Here is a 17,621-nt window from a genome sequence, read left to right on the forward strand (position 1 = left end):
GACTGTCTGCTAGGGACAGCTGCCCTGTTTGTTTCCATGCCATGTCGGTGTCTTTTGTTATGTGGTTGATTATAAAGCATTATATCATTTTAACGAACTTTTGTGTATCTGTTCGTGCAAAGGTTTCTTTAAGATACTTAAAAAACACTTTTAACGGTGAAAGTTTAGGATTTGGCTGTTTGCCTTCACCAATCGATTTAAACTGAGCGGCATACCAAATAATTTCCATAATCGCCATTTTATCAATCATTGGTATGCCAGTTTTAATTTTGTCCACACCGTAACGAACATCCTGCCCCGCCAATAAGCGATCAGCCAAATCGACTTCAACAGCGAATGGACGTGCAATACCAATGAAATCACAAGCTCCACTGTCTAGTGCAGCATTCATGCCTTGTACGGTTCTAAACCCACCTGTAACCATCAATGCACACTTTACCTCTTTACGGATATTGTCCGCAAAATCGAGGAAATAAGCTTCACGAGCAATGGTACTGGCTTTACGTTTTTCTTCTTTGGCCCCCGCCATCGCTGGCGCTTCATAGGAACCGCCCGAGATTTCAATCATATCAATCCCTGCGGCATCTATTGCTTTAAAGACCTCAATCACATCTGCTTCGCTAATTCCGCCGCTTTGGAAATCAGCAGAATTCAGTTTGACCGAAATGATAAAATCATCGGTCGTCGCTGCACGAACTGCCTTATAGATTTCAAGCAAAAAGCGCATGCGATTTTCATTTGAACCGCCCCACTGATCTTGACGTTTATTGGTCAGTGGCGACAAAAACTGACTAATTAAATAACCATGCGCACCATGCAATTGCACGCCTTCGAAGCCTGCCTTTTCACAAATGTGTGCGGCACGTGCAAAACGCTGAATGATATCTAAAATTTCATCTTCACGAAGTTCGCGCGGTGTTCCAAAAGTTGTAGCTAACATCGGACTAAATGGTACAGCGGACGGCGCAACCGTTTCCTTATTTAAACCTTTAGGACATTGACGACCCGGATGTGAAAGTTGAACCAATTGCACCATGCCGTGCTTCTTACCTAACTCAGCCCACTGTGTTAACTGCGCCAAATCTCGCTCTGTTTCAGCGACAACAACCCCCGGCTCATTTTTAGCACGAAAATCCACCATGACATTACCGGTTATGGCACAGCCTAAACCACCCTTCGCCCAAGCTTCATATAATCCAAAATGTAAGTGATTGGGTTGGCCTGCAGTATTGGCCAATGCTTCACTCATTGCACCTTTAATGATGCGATTTTTAAATGTGGTATTACGAATTTTAAAGCTTTCAGCTAAATGGCTCATGGCAATGTCCAAAATGAAATAATAAGTCCTGAGTATTTACTCTAATTATTATTTTCTAAAGGTCAAGGATATTTTGACAATGACACTTGTCAAAATATCCATAAGTTTGATTTTAGTATTGGCTGGCTTCAATTAATTTACGGGTATAGCCCGTTTGTGGTCGCGTAAATAGATCTGCGGTGTCTTGAAACTCCATGACTTTGGCATGTCGCAGTACCAACACTTTTTGACACAAGGCTTTGACCACGTGTAAATCATGACTGATAAATAAATAACTCATATTATATTCTTGCTGCAAGCGACGTAGTAGCTTCACGATGGCTTTTTGTGTCGTCCGATCTAGTGCAGATGTGGGTTCATCGAGTATCAATAATTTAGGACGTAATACCAACGCACGTGCTAAGGCGACTCTCTGCCGTTGCCCACCGGATAACTCATGTGGATAACGCTGCTTAAATGAGCTGGCTAATTCGACTTTCTGCAAAGCTTCATCTATACGCTGTACAATTTCATTTGCAGATAAATGCTGTAAGGCCAGACCTTCGCCAATGGTTTGCTCTACATTGAGCCGTGGATTTAAACTACTGAATGGATCTTGAAAGACGATTTGAAATTCACGACGTAAAGGTCTGAGCTGTTTTTCTGAAAGTTGATTGATGGCGTGTTGATTTAACATAATTTCACCATCACTTTCTATGAGCCGAGCAATAGCCAGTGCTAAAGAGCTTTTCCCTGAACCACTCTCACCAACAATACCGATCGACTCACCTTCAGCCACTGTTAAATCCAAAGCTTCTACAGCAACGACATAATTTTTGATGCGGTTCAATAAGCCTTGTTTGACTGGGAATTTCACTCCTAACTGGCGTAATTCTAAAAGTTTTTGAGTTTGCGAAACTTGTATCGCTACTCCAAAATCATGGTCTAACAGATTTTTGGTATACGCCTGCTTCGGCTGCCCAAAAATTTCCTGAACACCACCTTGCTCCACCACTTGCCCACGACTCATCACAATCACATGTTCTGCATAGCGCTTGACCAAATTCAGGTCATGGCTGATTAAGATCATCGCCATATTACGCTGCTGTTGTAGCGACTTTAATAAATTTAAGATTTGCGCTTGCAAAGTGACATCTAAAGCCGTGGTTGGCTCATCAGCAATTAAAATATCTGGATCTAAGGCCAATGCCATGGCAATCATGACACGTTGTCGCTGCCCGCCTGATAACTCATGTGGATAGCGCCGTAACTTATCTTCAGCATCCGGAATACCCACATCATTTAATAATTCTATAACCCGCTGTTGTGTTTTTGCCTTCGACCATCCCTGTAACAACAGTGACTCACCAACAATCTTTTCCACACGATGTAAGGGATTTAAGGCCGTCATCGGCTCTTGAAAAATCATGGCAATTTTCTGTCCACGAATGTTTCGGTGCTGCTCAGGACTCAGTCCAAGAATATTTTGTCCATTCAGGCTGACGCTGCCTGTGACCTGCAGATCACTTGGCAACAAACCGAGTATAGCTAGGCTGCTAATCGATTTACCTGAACCGCTTTCTCCAACAATGGCTATCGTTTCACCTGCATGCAATTTAAAATTCAGGTCTTCAACCAAGACCTGTGCTGCATGTGAAATATGTAAATGTTCAACCGCTAATACGATGGGAGGTACATTAACTTGATGATTATTGACGTCTAGGATCGAATGCATCACGTGTCGCCTCCCCAATGTAAATCAATAAAGACAGCACGATCGCTAATGTAAAGAACCCCGATAAGGCAAGCCATGGTGCATTCAGATTGTTTTTCCCTTGAAGCAATAACTCACCTAAGGACGCTGCATCAGGCGGTAAGCCATAACCTAAGAAATCTAGGGCTGTTAGTGCCGTAATATTTGCCGTAAGCATAAAAGGTAGCTGTGAAAGACTGGAACTCATCGCATTTGGTAAGATATGCCGAAACATAATGGTGCTATCTGTAACACCAAGACTCCGTGCTGCACGTACATAGTCAAAATTACGCGCCCGTAAAAACTCTGCACGAACCAAGCCGACTAAAGTGGGCCAGCCAAACAACAGCATAATGACAAAGAGCCAATACACACTCGGCGTAAACATGCTGACCAAAATCATCACCATGAATAGCATCGGGAGTCCACCCCAGACTTCTAAAATCCGTTGACCAATGAGGTCTACCCAGCCACCATAATAGCCCTGTATCGCCCCAACGATGATGCCCAATATGGCTGAAGCGAAGGTTAATGCAAAGCCAAACAGGAGCGACACACGTAGTCCATATAAAATACGCGCCAGCACATCACGTCCTTGGTCATCGGTACCGAGCCAATTTTGTGCAGTCGGTGCAGATGGCACAGGCACAGCCAACTCTAAATTCGGTGTTTGATAGGAAAATTGAATCAGTGGCCATACAGCCCAACCTTTATCTTCAATCAGTTGCTGCACCACAGGATCTTTATAATCTGCCTCAGTTTCAAATACCCCACCGAAAGCGGTTTCTGGATAACTTTTTAGTACCGGCACATATAAAGAATCATCGTATTTGACCAAGAGCGGCTTATCATTGGCAATAAACTCGACAGCTAGAGACAACATAAAAATCAAGGCAAAACTGATAAAGCATGTAAAGCCTAATTTATTTTCTTTAAAACGTTGAAAACGTGCTTGCATGATCGGAGACATTATTTTGCCCCCTGCGAATCAAAATTAATTCGTGGATCAATCATTTGATACATGACATCACTGATTAATCTTAATATCAGCCCCATCAAGGTAAAAATAAACAAGGTGCCAAAAATCACTGGATAATCACGCTGTACGATGGCTTCAAATCCCAACAATCCCAGACCATCTAAATTGAAAATAATTTCAATAAATAGATTTCCCACAAAGAAGATCCCAATCAATGCTTCTGGTAGACCCGCAATGACTATGAGCATTGCATTACGAAATACATGCCCATACAGCACACGTGATTCAGTCAAACCTTTAGAACGAGCAGCAAGAACATATTGCTTATTCAGTTCTTCCATAAAAGAGTATTTGGTCAGATAAGTTAAGCCTGCAAAACCACCAATTACCATAGCAAACAAAGGCAACGCCATATGCCAAAAATAATCTGCAATTTTGCCAAACACACTTAACTCACCAAAATTCTCTGAAACTAAACCTTGCAGAGGAAACCACTGAAAATATGAACCACCTGCAAAAAAGACAATGAGTAAAATGGCAAAGGCAAAAGCAGGAATGGCATAGCCGATAGCCAATAAAATAGACGTACTTTTATCAAATAACAAACCATGTTGACGGGCTTTTTTAATGCCTAATGGAATAGACACCATATAGATCAGCAAGGTACTCCACAAGCCAAGGGATAAGGATACAGGCAGCTTTTCCCAAAGCAGCTGAGTCACAGGCTTATCTTTAAAAAAACTGGTACCAAAATCTAGCGTCACATACCCCTTTAACATGAGCCAAAAACGTTCGAATAATGGTTTATCGAAACCATATTGCGCTTCGATTTTTGCCACCATTTCTTCACTGAGGCCTTTAGCACCTTGGTATTTACTGCCTGTCGTCGCAGTTTCACCACCACCTGTGTTTCCCATACCTTGAAAGGACTCAGCTTGCTGTATGGCTTGTTCAACAGGTCCTCCCGGTGCAATCTGAATCACGACAAAGTTAATCAGTAAAATGAAAAACAATGTTGGAATAATCAGGAGCAATCTTTTTAAAATATATGTGCCCATGTTGCTTTAACATTCCCTGTCATTCATTAGTATTTATTGTTGGCGCAAATAGTTTGCAACTTTTTTCGATTGCGCTTCATTACTCCACCAATAATCAATACCTGTTGATAATTTTGGTTTTACTTTTGGCTGTTGATACATATTCCAATACGCAAACCATTTTTCACCTTTACCATAGGTTGGAATTTGATAATACCCAGCTCTTAATAATCGATCCAATACTTTGGTACGCACCACCAATTGTTCACGATTTGGTGCCCAAATCACTTGTTGTATGACTTCATCAATGATCGGACTTTTAATGCCAGCATAGTTGTAATTGCCAGGCTGATCCGCCGATGCACTTCCCCAAAATTGCGCTTGCTCATTACCCGGATTGAGCGACTGTGGCATAACATTTGTTGTCATATCAAAGTCTTTCGAACGCATCCGTTCTATATATTGAGGCACGTCCACTTGGCGAATGTTTACAGTCACACCTAAACGTTTCATATTGCGCACAAAAGGCATTAATGTTCGCTGTAAGCCATCTTGGTGAATGAGAAATTCAATACGAATGGCTTGACCATGTCGGTCTAATAATTGACCATTTTTAAATCGATAACCAGCATTTATTAATAGCTGACGAGCAGTCAATAAATTATTTCGATTAAATCCACTAGCATCCGAAACGGGATATTTCCAGTTTGATAACACCCCTTTACGCTCTAAAGGGGTTAATTTCTTTAACAATGGTTTTAAAATTTGCATTTCAGCATCTGATGGCACCCCTTTTGCTTCTAACTCACTATTTGAAAAATAGCTTTGTAAGCGCTGGTATTGACCATAAAACAGAGCTTTATTTTGCCACTCAAAATCATACGCATAAGTTAAAGCTTGCCGAAAACGAATATCATTAAAAGGCGATCGACGCGTATTAAATACAAAACTTTGAGTTGCAATTGGATTTTCATGCTTATCACGATACTTCACTACCATTCCAGCAGTGATTGACGGAAATTTATATTCCGTCACCCATTTTCGTGCTGTAAATTCCTCATGCAAAGTATATTGGCCAGACTTAAAGCCTTCAAAAGCAACATCTAAATTTCGGTAATAGACATATTTCAAACGATCAAAATTATATCGCCCGCGATTAATCACTAAATTACGTCCCCAATAATTAGGATTGCGCTTAAAACTAATACTACGGCCAGAATCAATTCGATCAAGTAAATACGGGCCAGAACCTAAAATCGGCTGCATAGTAATTTTAGTAAAGTCTTTTTTTGCCCAATCTTTTTTGGAATAAATTGGCATTTGCGCCAATATTAATGGCATTTCAGCGTTATTACCCGATTTAAAGGTCATTTTGACTTCATATTTAGATAACACTTGGGTTTTATCTAAATCTGCCAAATACATTTGTAAACCTGGGTTTGACTTGGTCTGAAAAGTATCAAAACTAAATTTAACATCTTCAGCAGTGAGTTCTGAACCATCACTAAATCGTGCTTTTGGATTTAAGTGATAAATGACAAAACTCGTATGATCGGGATCGAACGTTACCTTCTCAGCTAATAATGGATACATCACGCCGGGTTCATCTAAAGAGCTATCCATAAGGGAGTCAAATAAATAATTTACCCCCTCAGCCGCACTGCCCTTACCATTCATACTGTTTAAATTGTCAAATGTCCCATTTGATGAAGTACTTAAATATCCACCTTTGGGTGCAGAAGCATTGGCATAAGGCATGACTTTGACAGAATCATATTTGGGTGTGCTATGAATCGCAATATAAGGCGTGGTCTGTATCGCAGACCACACACTTTGACCGAACAGACTAAGCACACACATCCCAATAGCTTGATGTGCTGATTTGAACGACACCAACATCAATGACAACTCCCTGTAGTCGTTGCTTAATTCGGTACTTTAATCACGTCACCAATACGTAACTGAGCAGACGGTTGTATATCATTCATTTCAGCAAGTTTTGATGTATCAAGTCCATAACGGCTTGCTAAACCAATCAATGTATCGCCGCGTTTAATACGGTATTCACTGATAGTTTTAGGGACTTGTAAATTTTGACCGACACGCAGTCCTGCACGGGGGTTCAAGTTATTTAATTCAGCCAATGCTGCCACAGTTAAACCTGTCCGACTAGCAATCGAATTTAAAGACTCGCCTGATTTCACAGTATAGCTTTCAGTATTTGTTGGTTTCACATTGCTCGTAGAGGATTTAGCTTCCGTTTTTTTGGTTTCAGTTGCTTTACTAGCTACATCAGCAGGTAGTTCACCATCTACTTTTAGACGCTGCCCTACACGAATCGCACTATTGGTATTTAGGCCATTTAATTCAGCTAAATAACGTAATTGAAGATGATATTTCTTCGCAATCACACCTAATGTTTCACCTGATTTCACCACATGAATATCGGTCGCATCAACGGAATTCGTTCGTGTATTGGTTTTGCTTTCAATTTTGGTCGCCTCAGCTTTGGTTTCTACTTTAACCGGTGCGACATCACCTGTTAATTTTAATTTCTGCCCAACGCGTAGACCAGAACTACGCTCTATACCATTTAAATTTGCGACATAGTCCATGCCTAAATCATAGCGACTAGCAATGCCTGTCAGTGTATCGCCAGACTGCACCACATATGTATCCGGAACAGTTGAACTTGCAGGAACTTTAATGCTTTGCCCAGCCCTCAGCCCACTATTTACCGACATATCATTTAGACTCGCCAATTCTGACAAACTGATTTTTGACTGCGTCGCAATGCTGTAAAGCGTATCACCACGCTGCACTTTATAGCTTTCAACTTTATACGCAGGATCAACTTTGACATTTTCAATGCGATTCACGACTTTGCTTTCGAGCTTCTCAACTTCTGCTACAGCTTGTAATGGCACATTAATTTTTTGCCCCACCATCAAGCTACTGCCAGCTGTTAAGCCAGTTGTTAAATCTGCCAACTCTTGATTTGACAGCGCATAACGATCTGCAATGAGTTTTAGATATTCACCACGTTTTACCGTGTAGGATTTGGTTTGAACTTTTGCAGGTTTTTCGACAACTTGAGCGGCTTTCTTATCAGCTTCCAATTTTGCTTTCGATGCAGGCGTTTCTTTTAGGGATAATTTCTGTCCAACATATAAACCACTCGTGGTGGTTAAACCATTGTAGTCGGCGAGTTGCTTCGTACTTAAACCAAATTGGCTCGCAACAGCTGTAAGACTATCATTTGCTTTCACCACATAGCTATCTGCGATAGGCTTAGCTTTCGATTCTTCATTATTTTGCACAATCGGTTTCGCATCATATAAATAGATGGTCGTACCGACATACAAGGTCGAATCTGGCGAAATTTGGTTCCAAGCTGCAATATCGCGCCAATTCACGCCATTTTTCATCGCGATCAATGCTAATGTGTCGCCCGCCAAAACTGTATAAGTACTGCGTTTACCTTTAGGTGGTACAACTACAATTTCAGAATCTGTACGAATGACATTTTTACCTTGGTTGCGTTTGGCTTCTTCGGAATCTGCACCTGTATTTTCAGCCACGCTTTTCGGGTAAGAGAACCCTTTCGTCAGTTCTTTTCCTTGTTGATCCGCAATCGACTGACTGGTCTGAATCGCAGTTAACTTAATTTTGCCATCGTAAGGATCGACAATTTCAGTGCCCTTCGGCGCAATAGCTTTAATTTCCTGAACGACTTCTTCTTGTTCTGCTTTAGTCGCTACTGGTTTTAATACCTCATCGACTGTTTTGGTCTCACCTTCAGCTTTAATAGCCGCCATGATTTGCTCACGCTCATTTGCGCTGAGTGGTGGCTCGACAGACACGGCTTTCACAGGCGTCGAAGGTGTTACAGCGACTGGTATACGCGGCGCACTTGGAATATCACTATTCGATGCAAAAGCAGCCAAAGCAGATGATCCTATTGGCGTTTTGCCTTTCGTTCCTGATGGAACACTCGGCGTTACCGTTGCAGCGACTACAGGTGGTTTGGCAGAAGCTGTCACTGTCGGCTGAGTTTTGAGCGTAGGTGGCGTCACTTTAGCGGGCTGAATAGTTTTACTATTTAATTCCGGCGGAGTAACACGTGACGGTGTTATTTCAACATTATTTTTTGGTAAGTTATAAGTTGAATTACTTGCCCAATAACCTGATGAACCACCTGATTGTAATTTCTTCAAACGTGCATCGACTGATGGACTCACATCCGCAGGAATTAAAATCCGCATTGGGCTACTGCTGTCAATCACATCGCCACGATGCCCGGGATTTAGTGCATAGAGTTCTGCACGGCTTAAACCGGTAATAGATGCAATTTCATTTAAATTTGCAGGCCCTACAGCCACTTCACGAAAGTGTGGACGGTTGGCAATTGGCGGTAAACTTACGCCATAAGCACTTGGATTTTTAATAATTTGAGCAACAGCCAAGAAACGTGGGACATAGTTCATGGTTTCTTGGGGCAGTTTTAGTGACCAATAATCCGTTGGCAAACCTGCCGCACGGTTACGGTTAATCGCCTGTTGAATGCGGCCCGGCCCTGCATTATATGCAGCCAAAGCCAATTCCCACGAACCGAACTGGTTATGTAGCGCACCTAAAAACTCATAAGCTGCACGCGTTGATTCCACTACGTCACGACGACCATCATACATTGAGGTTTGTTTTAAGCCGTAAATACGTCCAGTACTTGGAATAAATTGCCATAAGCCCGCTGCGGCTGCACTTGAGGTTGCTGCTGGGTCATAAGAACTTTCAATCACTGGTAATAACGCCAACTCAGTCGGCAAACCACGACGTTCTGCTTCTTTAACCGTGTGATATAAATAACGGGACGCACGCGCACTTAAACGATCAATATATGGTTGACGTGAAATAAACCAACCACGCTGCGCTTCAATTCGCGTATCCCAGTGGTTCAAATCCATTTTGAAACCCACGGTCATACGCTTCCAGACATCACCATGCTTAAGTACTAAAAGGCGATCGCCTTCTACGGCACGCATGTCTGTTGCAGAAAGTAAATCTTCGAGTGAATCTAAACTATTGGCATCGAGAAAGTTTGAGCCGACTTGTTTACTTGCTGAGTTCTGCTTAGTCGTTTGCGATGAAGAACAGCCCGTCAGACCAAGAGCTGCGAGCGCAGAACCCAAGACTGTAAATTTAAAAATTTGTGGTAACGTAGGCTGCCAGACAGTCGCAGTTGATTTATACATAAAAAAATCCAGACAACTCATATAAAATTTATTTTTTAGATATGCCATTGTAGTGAAGCAGAACACAGACACAAGGCGTTAATTTAACGCTATTTCAGTATAAATGTTACAAGAAATTAAAAAAATCGCCAGAAATGGATTTCTCTCTGTCATTTGCGTTATACAATATACGGTTCTGAATGCTTGTTTTTCTCCGGATTTGATTTATGTCTCAAACAATCACGCTTTATGTTGATGGTGCATGTAAAGGCAACCCTGGCTTAGGGGGTTGGGGGGCCTATATCATCCGTGAAACTGGAGAAGAAAAACTCTGCGGCGGCGAAGCTGAAACCACCAATAACCGTATGGAATTGACTGCGGCAATTGAAGGCATTCAACACTGTCCGACCGATGCAAAACTGATCATTTGGACAGACTCTAACTATGTCAAACAAGGCATTACCGAGTGGATACATGGTTGGAAAAAGAAAAACTGGAAAGATGTTAAAAATCCTGATCTGTGGAAATTACTGGATGCAACTTGTCAGGGTCGGGAAATTGAATGGAACTGGATTAAAGGGCATGCAGGCCATCCGGGAAATGAAATGGCCGATCAATTGGCCAATCTAGGCGCAGAAAAAACCCTCGAACACATCAAACAAGCGGCATCATCTACAGCTGAAGTACCTAAAAAAAAAGCTGAACCTGACTGGCTATTAAATGATCCATTTGGACTTGAATTTGCTGATAGCGAGGATGAAGCAGAAGAAATCTCAGCCGAGTCAGCTATTGACGCAGAGCAGATTGATGACATTACGATAGAACAACAAGCAACAAACACGGCATCAACGTTGAATGAAGCTGCCCCTATACAGTCTAAGCAAGCTGCTGAAATCCATCCAATGATTGTCATTACACCAGCAACCGTCGATGTATCTGGCCCACGACAATTAATTTTGGATACGGAAACCACAGGTTTCTATTTCCAAGATGGCGACCGTATTATTGAAGTCGGTGCAGTGGAAATGATTAACCGCAAACTGACCGGTAGCTCAATTCATATTTATATCAACCCGCAAAAACCTGTCGGTGAATCTGAAAATATTCACGGAATCAGTGATGACTTTCTAAAAGACAAACCACTGTATGCTGAAATTGCTGATGTATTATTTGACTATCTAAAAGGCGCAGAAATCATTGCGCATAACGCAACCTTCGATATGAACTTCCTTGATATGGAGTTCAAACGTGCCGGTTTTGTGGCCTTATCTGAAGTTTGCGAAGTTACCGATACCTTGGCTATGGCCAAAGCCAAGCATCCAGGCCAGAAAAACTCACTCGATGCATTAGTGCGTCGTTACGAAATTCCACAACGTGACCGTACCTTCCATGGTGCGTTACTCGATGCGGAAATTCTGTCTGACGTATACCTAGCAATGACGGGCGGTCAGGTTTCCTTTGATATCGATGCCCTGACCCACTCGCAAAATGAAGATGGTTCGCAAACCCGCGCCGCTGTTGAAATAGAATTACCTGTGATTTTACCTTCAGCAGATGAACTTGAAGCCCATGAGACATGGGTCAAACAATTTGAAGAAAAACATGGTACACCTTGCCTTTTTGCGAAATAAAATCTAAATTTCGTGTTACTTTTTGTATATAAACAATTCTTACATACGCTATAGTAAAACCATAAACATGGACCGCCTTAAGGGGCGGTTAATAAACAAGATAAAACATCTAGGAAAGGTGCAGATACATGTCTTACCAAACCTCTATCCATTTTGATCCAACGGCTTTGCTGATAATAAAAAATGAGGTTGATAACTCAATCAAGTTAGTCGAATCAGCAGTCAGCACCTTAGTTGAAGATCAAACTTTACCTTTCGGGATTGATGATGCACTGATTCAATTTGAACAATGTGCTCAAGTACTAGCTTTAGTTGATATGCCAAGTTTGGCAAAAATCGCTCAATATTCAGCAGAGTTAATGCGCAAGATCATGGGGAATCCTGCGCAAATTAACACTCAAGAGGTCATCGCACTGAGCGAAGGCACGACCATGCTGAAACGCTATATCGAATTTATCTGCCTACGTGAAGTTAAAATTCCACAGTTCCTACTCGACAGTCTGAATCGTCTAGAACTGTCTTTAGGTAAACCTTTAACGTCGGAAGGCCAACACATTGAGTCCCTACTCGATTGTATTACCCCTGACTTTGACTTACCTCAAGCTCCTGCACTTGAAAAATCAAAATACGTTCACCGTCTGTATAAGTTGGCGTTGAATAAATTGATTAAACAAGAAGAAACTGAGCTGGATCTGCAAGCGATTAAATTGGTCGGTGCGTATTTAGCAGGTCTTTCAGACAAACATCCAAGCAAACAATATTGGAACTTGGTTTTTGTTGCGTTTAATCAAATTGATCAAATCTTAATTACCGATGCTCGCTTACGTACCTTGGTGAGCATTGAGCGCAATATGGCTCAATATTTTGCAGGAACTGAGCGCTTTAAAGCATCCATTTCTGATTTAGCCAATGTCTTAAGTCTAAACATTAGCCAAGAAGATGACATTTCTCATCATATTCGTGGCAAATTAAATATCGGTGAAGACCTTCTTACCGACACCCAATTGCAAGTTTTCAGTCGTCATTTATATGGTCCTGACTTCGACACCATGCATACCATTGGTGAATTGGTTACGACTGAAATGACGCAAATTCGTAATGATATTGAATTTAACTATCAAAATATGACGCCTGAAAAAACCCAAGAACTTCAAGCGAAATTAAACGAATTGGCAAATATTTTCAAAGTCTTGAACTTAAATGAAGCGTATAACGACCTGTCGCGTCAAGCTGCGTCATTAGGTAATGCTGAGATTTTACAAGATGAAAGCTTTGCCCAGCAGTTGATGAACAATATCTTGTCTGCCATGAACTCGATTGGTGTGCTTGAGCGTCATCACACTTCTAGCCGCTTACAACTTCGTGTGAATAATATGAATATTTCACTCGACCGTTTAGATGAAGCACACGCTGCTCTGTTAAATGAGACCAAGGTTTTAATTGATGTTGCTAGCCAATCTTTGGTTCAGTATTTACAAAACCAAGATTTGACACAACTTGAAGCGACTGCAACTCAATTCCGCGAAATTGGTGGTGCAATGTTGTTCCTCAATGCAGATGCAGCTCAAAATGCGCTGAATTCAACAGCTCAATTCATTTTGAAACGAGTTGAATCATCAACAGCGATTGATGCAAATGAAGTGAATCAAGCATTAGATTCATTGGCAAGCGCAGATATGTTGATTGACAATTTAAAGAACAAACAACCTGTTTTACAGGGCATGTTTAAGGTAGCATTGGACAGTAGCGAAAAACTGAAATCAGCAGCAGCCTAATGTCTAAATTATCACTTGCGTATATCTTCAAACAACAGCAATTGCTGGTCGATGAAAACTTTCAACTTCCCGAAGTTGAACAACTCGCAAGTGATTTAAATATTGGCACGGGTGATCGAGTGATTGCCCGTGATCTACTTGAAAATGAGCCAATTCCTGAAGGCTTACAACTCATCCCTATTCGTCAGCTTTTACAACTTTGGAATGTTCAGCAATTTGAACAAGCCAGCCGTGCTATTCAACTTTTAGAATGGCGCCGTAATCATAAATTTTGTAGCCACTGCGGTACTGCAACTCAAGTCCACGCCACAGAATATGCTATGGTTTGCCCTGCTTGCGGTTATCACCAATACCCTCGTGTCAATCCTTGTGTCATTACCGTCATTACCCGTGGTGAAGATGAAATTTTATTGGCAAAAAATGCAAAAAATGTCCGTGCCATGTATGGGCTGATCGCAGGTTTTGTTGAAGTCGGTGAAACTTTAGAAGAAGCGGTTCGTCGTGAAACTGAAGAAGAAGTGGGTTTAAAGGTCAAAAATATTCAATATCTGGCAAGCCAACCTTGGCCCTTCCCGAGTAATTTGATGATCGCCTTTAAAGCAGAATATGCTTCAGGTGAGCTTCAATTACAAGAAGAAGAAATAAGTGATGCGGCTTTCTTTAAATTTGATGCATTACCTGAAATTCCGTTCAAAGGAAGTATCGCCCATTCGATGATTATGCATGTCATCCATGGTTCTGCGGTTGCAGATGATACCCAAGCATGGTTGTAAACAGCTATTTTTAATAAAAAAGCATTAAATAAAAACCGCCATACTTGGCGGTTATTTATTTTCAATCATTTAACCAAAGACATTAAGGTGGACTAATTTCATCGAGTACACGCATGATTTCAGCTTTGGTTTTAAAGAAGCGACTAAATAGACTCGAAACTGAACCAATCATCGTGATGTGCCCAACACGAGGGATTTGAATCAATTGACTATGGTTGCCTGAGGCTTTTAATCGACGATCAAAATCTTCACTATTGCTATGGCCAACGATATTGTCTTTATCCGCAGTGAATAGATAATGCTTCACTTGATTGTGCTCAACAAAATAATACGGCATCACTTGTTGATACGGTACATTTTGATCAAAGGCATCTGCACAAATCGGATCACCTTTATAATCAAAATGATATGGCCCTGCCAAACCCACGATTGCACGAATATTCTCTTTCACTTGTAGCTGATAAGGCGTCGGATGATACAGTGCAGACATGACATTAAATGCCCCTGCCGAATGTCCCATTAACACCACATTTTCCACTTCAATCTGCAACTTATGCTGAGACTGCGTCAAATAGTTTAATGCAAGGCTAAGATCATCAATTGAAGCAGGAAAAATATATTCAGGTGCGAGATGGTAATTGATGACCGCAACATCGAAGCCTTCTTTTGCAAAAGCTTCACCAATGAATCCATAATCCTTTTTGTCACCATGCATCCACGCTCCACCATGTACAAACACGATGAGTGGACGTTGCTGACGAGGTGCTGACGTGCGATACAAATCTAGGCGATGGCGCGCTTTTAGACCATAAGGAATATTATTTTGAACATGATATCCTTGTTTGGGTGTCAGTCGATTTAATGCATAACTGCCAAAATCATATAACCGAAAATTGCGGTATAAAGATTTAGCCAAATCCATTTTTTGCTGAAGCCGCAGAGACCATTGATTCATATTTTACAGCATCATTTCCGACATTTTATTGAGCATTTGGATCGACAGCATCCGGATCTATCGCTACAGGCGTTTGTACTTCAGGTTGCACATTACCTACAGCAGGTGTGGTGTAACTTGAGTTAATTGAACGTGCCTGTGGATTTGCGTTCTGATCAATATTATCGATTAAAGTGACAATTCGCGTTACATTACCCACTTGTTGCAAGATTTGATTTAAGTCTGTGATTTCCGCACTGTTTAAACGGCCCATCACATAAAGAACAGCATCTTCAGTATGAATGTGTACTTTGCTGTCAGATACCACAGGCGCTTTCATAATCAAACCACGGGTATTCGCAGTGACCGCAGTATCTTGCATGATGGTGCTATAGCTGATCTGATTACCCACTGTAATATAGTTATGTACAGTTTTGACATCACTCATTGAACGGACATTTTCTTCTGCCAATTCTTTTAAATGATTATCTGGCACTTGCCCAGTCAATAAGACATTGCCATGAAAACTTTCAATATTGACACGTGACTGTTTAAAACGAGTATCTAATTTATATAAGTTAATTTTTGCTGTTCGAACAATGGAAGAGTCAATAAAAACTTGTCCCAATGAGCGTGCGCCGCTTTCAGTTCCTACAGGTGCTGATCCTGTTCCATTCGAAATAAAACTCGCACAGCCAGATAAACTTGCGACACAAAGCATCGTTATTGCAATACGCTTAACCACTCAGCACGACTCCTCAAATTTCCACACGTATTTTTCTATGCGTTTACACAGTTTGTTTTATCAAAGATTAATCAACTCTTGATCAAAAGTAAAAGCATTTTCAATCCATTGCTGATGATACGGGTATTTAGAAAAGTCTTGCTGTAGTGTTTTTGCAAAGTGTTGATAAAAATCAAAACAAATTGCATCAAAGCGACAATAATAATTTGGAAAATGTGACTGTTCATTTAAAAAATGCAACGCAGTCTTCATCATCTTACGTTGTTTGTGAATTGAGATACTTTCGATGGCTTGGGCATAACGGGTATGCGAACGAGCTTTAACTTCGATAAACACCAATTCTTGACCACGTGTGACGATCAAATCAATTTCACCATAACGACTATGATAATTCTGTTGCACCTGTACATAGCCTTGCTGCTCAACCAAACGTAGCGCTTGCTGTTCTGCCCACTGTCCCAGATTCATCTGTCCCAAATTCATCTACTCTAAGTTTAGCTGCATCGTTTCATCCCTAAAGTGAGATCGCCACGATGCCTTTTTTACTTCGCTCATAGCAGTGGGGAACACGCTGAATATTATTTTGACTAATTTTGATTAGCCCTGTTCGCCCCTGAAACTCAATGCTTTTTAATTTCGGTTCTTGCAAATATTGTTTGGCGATATGCCATGTGTCTCCTCCAAAAGCTAAAAGACGTTGATATGGCATATCTACTGGGTTTTCCTCATAAGCTCGGATCAGGTCAGGCCAACGTGCGTCATGCAATGCAGGTGCATCACAAAATTTCAGCCCTACAGGAATGGGCTTTGTGGCTTCAATCGCATTGGCAACGGTATATAGTTTTGCTTTAGGTAGTTTTTTTTGACTGTTTAACCATTCATTATTGCCCAGCAACAGCACCCCTTGATTTTTGTCCAGCTTCGTTGGGAGCTGTTCAACCACTTGAGTCGGCACTGAACTTTGGCTGATTAAGGACATGAGCAATAATTCATGTTCTGCCTCAGTTGCGGGCTGACGTAACACTAACACTTGCGCTAATTTGTCTTTTTCAAAAACTTTTTGGAGTGCTAAAGCATCATCCCGTTTCGATAAACTGTACTGCCAGACGTTTGGAATTTGGCTTGTCGTTTCATTTAAAGCCAACACGCGGACTTTAGGCTTTGCTTTTACAAGTGCTTCAACATCTTGACGTGCTAAAGGGCCAATCACCAATTGAGTTTTTTTATTTACCTGTTGCTTCAATATCGCAGCAATTTGCTTTTGATTTGAATCCACAAACTTAATGGGTACTTTGTAGTCTGACGATTGATATGCGCTATTGAAACCTTGCTTAATACTGGATGCGGCTCGCGCCATAGGGCCAGATTCAGGTAGAATGACCAAGACGTCTGCCTGTGCAGCAGTAAACAGACTGCTTAAAAGGCAAAGACCCAAAATTTTGTTCTTATTATCCAACATGGAGAAA

Annotated in this window: 13 protein-coding genes; 3 read left to right on the plus strand and 10 right to left on the minus strand. The window is 41.3% G+C overall.

All coding sequences use genetic code 11. The annotated features are described in order from the left end of the window. Nucleotides 1–79 precede the first annotated feature (79 nt). From FTU34_RS08505 to FTU34_RS08530, 6 genes are all read right to left on the minus strand, one after another. Nucleotides 80–1,318, minus strand: coding sequence for an NADH:flavin oxidoreductase/NADH oxidase family protein (locus FTU34_RS08505; protein ID WP_180035407.1), 1,239 nt, complete (start codon nt 1,316–1,318; stop codon nt 80–82). Between the two features lie 112 nt (nt 1,319–1,430). After that, nucleotides 1,431–3,032: an ABC transporter ATP-binding protein gene (locus tag FTU34_RS08510; protein ID WP_180035411.1), complete on the minus strand. Its 1,602-nt coding sequence runs from the start codon at nt 3,030–3,032 to the stop codon at nt 1,431–1,433. After that, entirely contained in the window at nt 3,007–4,020 is a 1,014-nt protein-coding gene (locus tag FTU34_RS08515) for an ABC transporter permease (RefSeq protein ID WP_180035406.1), read from the minus strand. The genes FTU34_RS08510 and FTU34_RS08515 overlap by 26 nt, the downstream gene beginning before the upstream one ends. After that, nucleotides 4,020–5,087 carry a microcin C ABC transporter permease YejB gene (locus FTU34_RS08520; RefSeq protein WP_180035405.1) on the minus strand — a complete coding sequence of 356 codons (1,068 nt, stop codon included), beginning with the start codon at nt 5,085–5,087 and terminating at the stop codon, nt 4,020–4,022. Before FTU34_RS08520 ends, FTU34_RS08515 begins: the two co-directional genes overlap by 1 nt. A 33-nt stretch (nt 5,088–5,120) precedes the next feature. Continuing rightward, on the minus strand, nt 5,121–6,926 hold the full coding sequence (locus tag FTU34_RS08525; RefSeq protein ID WP_257226252.1) for an extracellular solute-binding protein: 1,806 nt from the start codon (nt 6,924–6,926) through the stop codon (nt 5,121–5,123). 65 nt (nt 6,927–6,991) lie between these two features. Next, entirely contained in the window at nt 6,992–10,318 is a 3,327-nt protein-coding gene (locus FTU34_RS08530; protein ID WP_180035403.1) for a LysM peptidoglycan-binding domain-containing protein, read from the minus strand. A 206-nt stretch (nt 10,319–10,524) separates the two neighbouring features. Between FTU34_RS08530 and dnaQ the strand changes: the two genes are divergently transcribed. From dnaQ to nudC, 3 genes are all read left to right on the plus strand, one after another. Beyond that, on the plus strand, nt 10,525–11,928 hold the full coding sequence (gene dnaQ / locus FTU34_RS08535) for a DNA polymerase III subunit epsilon (RefSeq protein ID WP_180024163.1): 1,404 nt from the start codon (nt 10,525–10,527) through the stop codon (nt 11,926–11,928). 128 nt (nt 11,929–12,056) lie between these two features. After that, complete coding sequence (locus FTU34_RS08540) at nt 12,057–13,703, plus strand: chemotaxis protein (RefSeq protein ID WP_180035402.1); 1,647 nt, start codon at nt 12,057–12,059, stop codon at nt 13,701–13,703. Continuing rightward, complete coding sequence (gene nudC / locus FTU34_RS08545; RefSeq protein WP_180035401.1) at nt 13,703–14,476, plus strand: NAD(+) diphosphatase; 774 nt, start codon at nt 13,703–13,705, stop codon at nt 14,474–14,476. Before FTU34_RS08540 ends, nudC begins: the two co-directional genes overlap by 1 nt. Nucleotides 14,477–14,558: 82 nt before the next feature. Here nudC and FTU34_RS08550 read toward each other — a convergent pair whose 3' ends face one another. Genes FTU34_RS08550 through FTU34_RS08565 form a run of 4 tightly spaced genes read right to left on the minus strand, consistent with a single transcriptional unit; the run spans nt 14,559 to nt 17,614 of the window. Then, complete coding sequence (locus FTU34_RS08550; protein ID WP_180024161.1) at nt 14,559–15,431, minus strand: alpha/beta hydrolase; 873 nt, start codon at nt 15,429–15,431, stop codon at nt 14,559–14,561. Nucleotides 15,432–15,456: 25 nt separating this feature from the next. Next, nucleotides 15,457–16,155, minus strand: coding sequence for a BON domain-containing protein (locus FTU34_RS08555; protein WP_180035400.1), 699 nt, complete (start codon nt 16,153–16,155; stop codon nt 15,457–15,459). 60 nt (nt 16,156–16,215) lie between these two features. Beyond that, on the minus strand, nt 16,216–16,623 hold the full coding sequence (locus FTU34_RS08560; protein WP_180035399.1) for a YraN family protein: 408 nt from the start codon (nt 16,621–16,623) through the stop codon (nt 16,216–16,218). Between the two features lie 46 nt (nt 16,624–16,669). Then, entirely contained in the window at nt 16,670–17,614 is a 945-nt protein-coding gene (locus FTU34_RS08565; protein WP_180035398.1) for a penicillin-binding protein activator, read from the minus strand. Nucleotides 17,615–17,621 lie beyond the last annotated feature (7 nt).

Origin of the sequence: Acinetobacter sp. YH12094, assembly GCF_013419295.1 — a bacterium.
GTDB classification, from domain to species: domain Bacteria; phylum Pseudomonadota; class Gammaproteobacteria; order Pseudomonadales; family Moraxellaceae; genus Acinetobacter; species Acinetobacter amyesii.

Excerpts from the sequence above, each read along its gene's own strand:
- FTU34_RS08530 (WP_180035403.1), bottom strand. The coding sequence starts at position 10,318 with ATGTATAAATCAACTGCGACTGTCTGGCAGCCTACGTTACCACAAATT.
- FTU34_RS08550 (WP_180024161.1), bottom strand. The coding sequence starts at position 15,431 with ATGAATCAATGGTCTCTGCGGCTTCAGCAAAAAATGGATTTGGCTAAA.
- FTU34_RS08560 (WP_180035399.1), bottom strand. The coding sequence starts at position 16,623 with ATGAATCTGGGACAGTGGGCAGAACAGCAAGCGCTACGTTTGGTTGAG.
- FTU34_RS08525 (WP_257226252.1), bottom strand. The coding sequence starts at position 6,926 with ATGTGTGTGCTTAGTCTGTTCGGTCAAAGTGTGTGGTCTGCGATACAG.
- FTU34_RS08565 (WP_180035398.1), bottom strand. The coding sequence starts at position 17,614 with ATGTTGGATAATAAGAACAAAATTTTGGGTCTTTGCCTTTTAAGCAGT.
- FTU34_RS08520 (WP_180035405.1), bottom strand. The coding sequence starts at position 5,087 with ATGGGCACATATATTTTAAAAAGATTGCTCCTGATTATTCCAACATTG.
- nudC (WP_180035401.1), top strand. The coding sequence starts at position 13,703 with ATGTCTAAATTATCACTTGCGTATATCTTCAAACAACAGCAATTGCTG.
- FTU34_RS08505 (WP_180035407.1), bottom strand. The coding sequence starts at position 1,318 with ATGAGCCATTTAGCTGAAAGCTTTAAAATTCGTAATACCACATTTAAA.
- FTU34_RS08540 (WP_180035402.1), top strand. The coding sequence starts at position 12,057 with ATGTCTTACCAAACCTCTATCCATTTTGATCCAACGGCTTTGCTGATA.
- FTU34_RS08515 (WP_180035406.1), bottom strand. The coding sequence starts at position 4,020 with ATGTCTCCGATCATGCAAGCACGTTTTCAACGTTTTAAAGAAAATAAA.
- FTU34_RS08510 (WP_180035411.1), bottom strand. The coding sequence starts at position 3,032 with ATGCATTCGATCCTAGACGTCAATAATCATCAAGTTAATGTACCTCCC.
- dnaQ (WP_180024163.1), top strand. The coding sequence starts at position 10,525 with ATGTCTCAAACAATCACGCTTTATGTTGATGGTGCATGTAAAGGCAAC.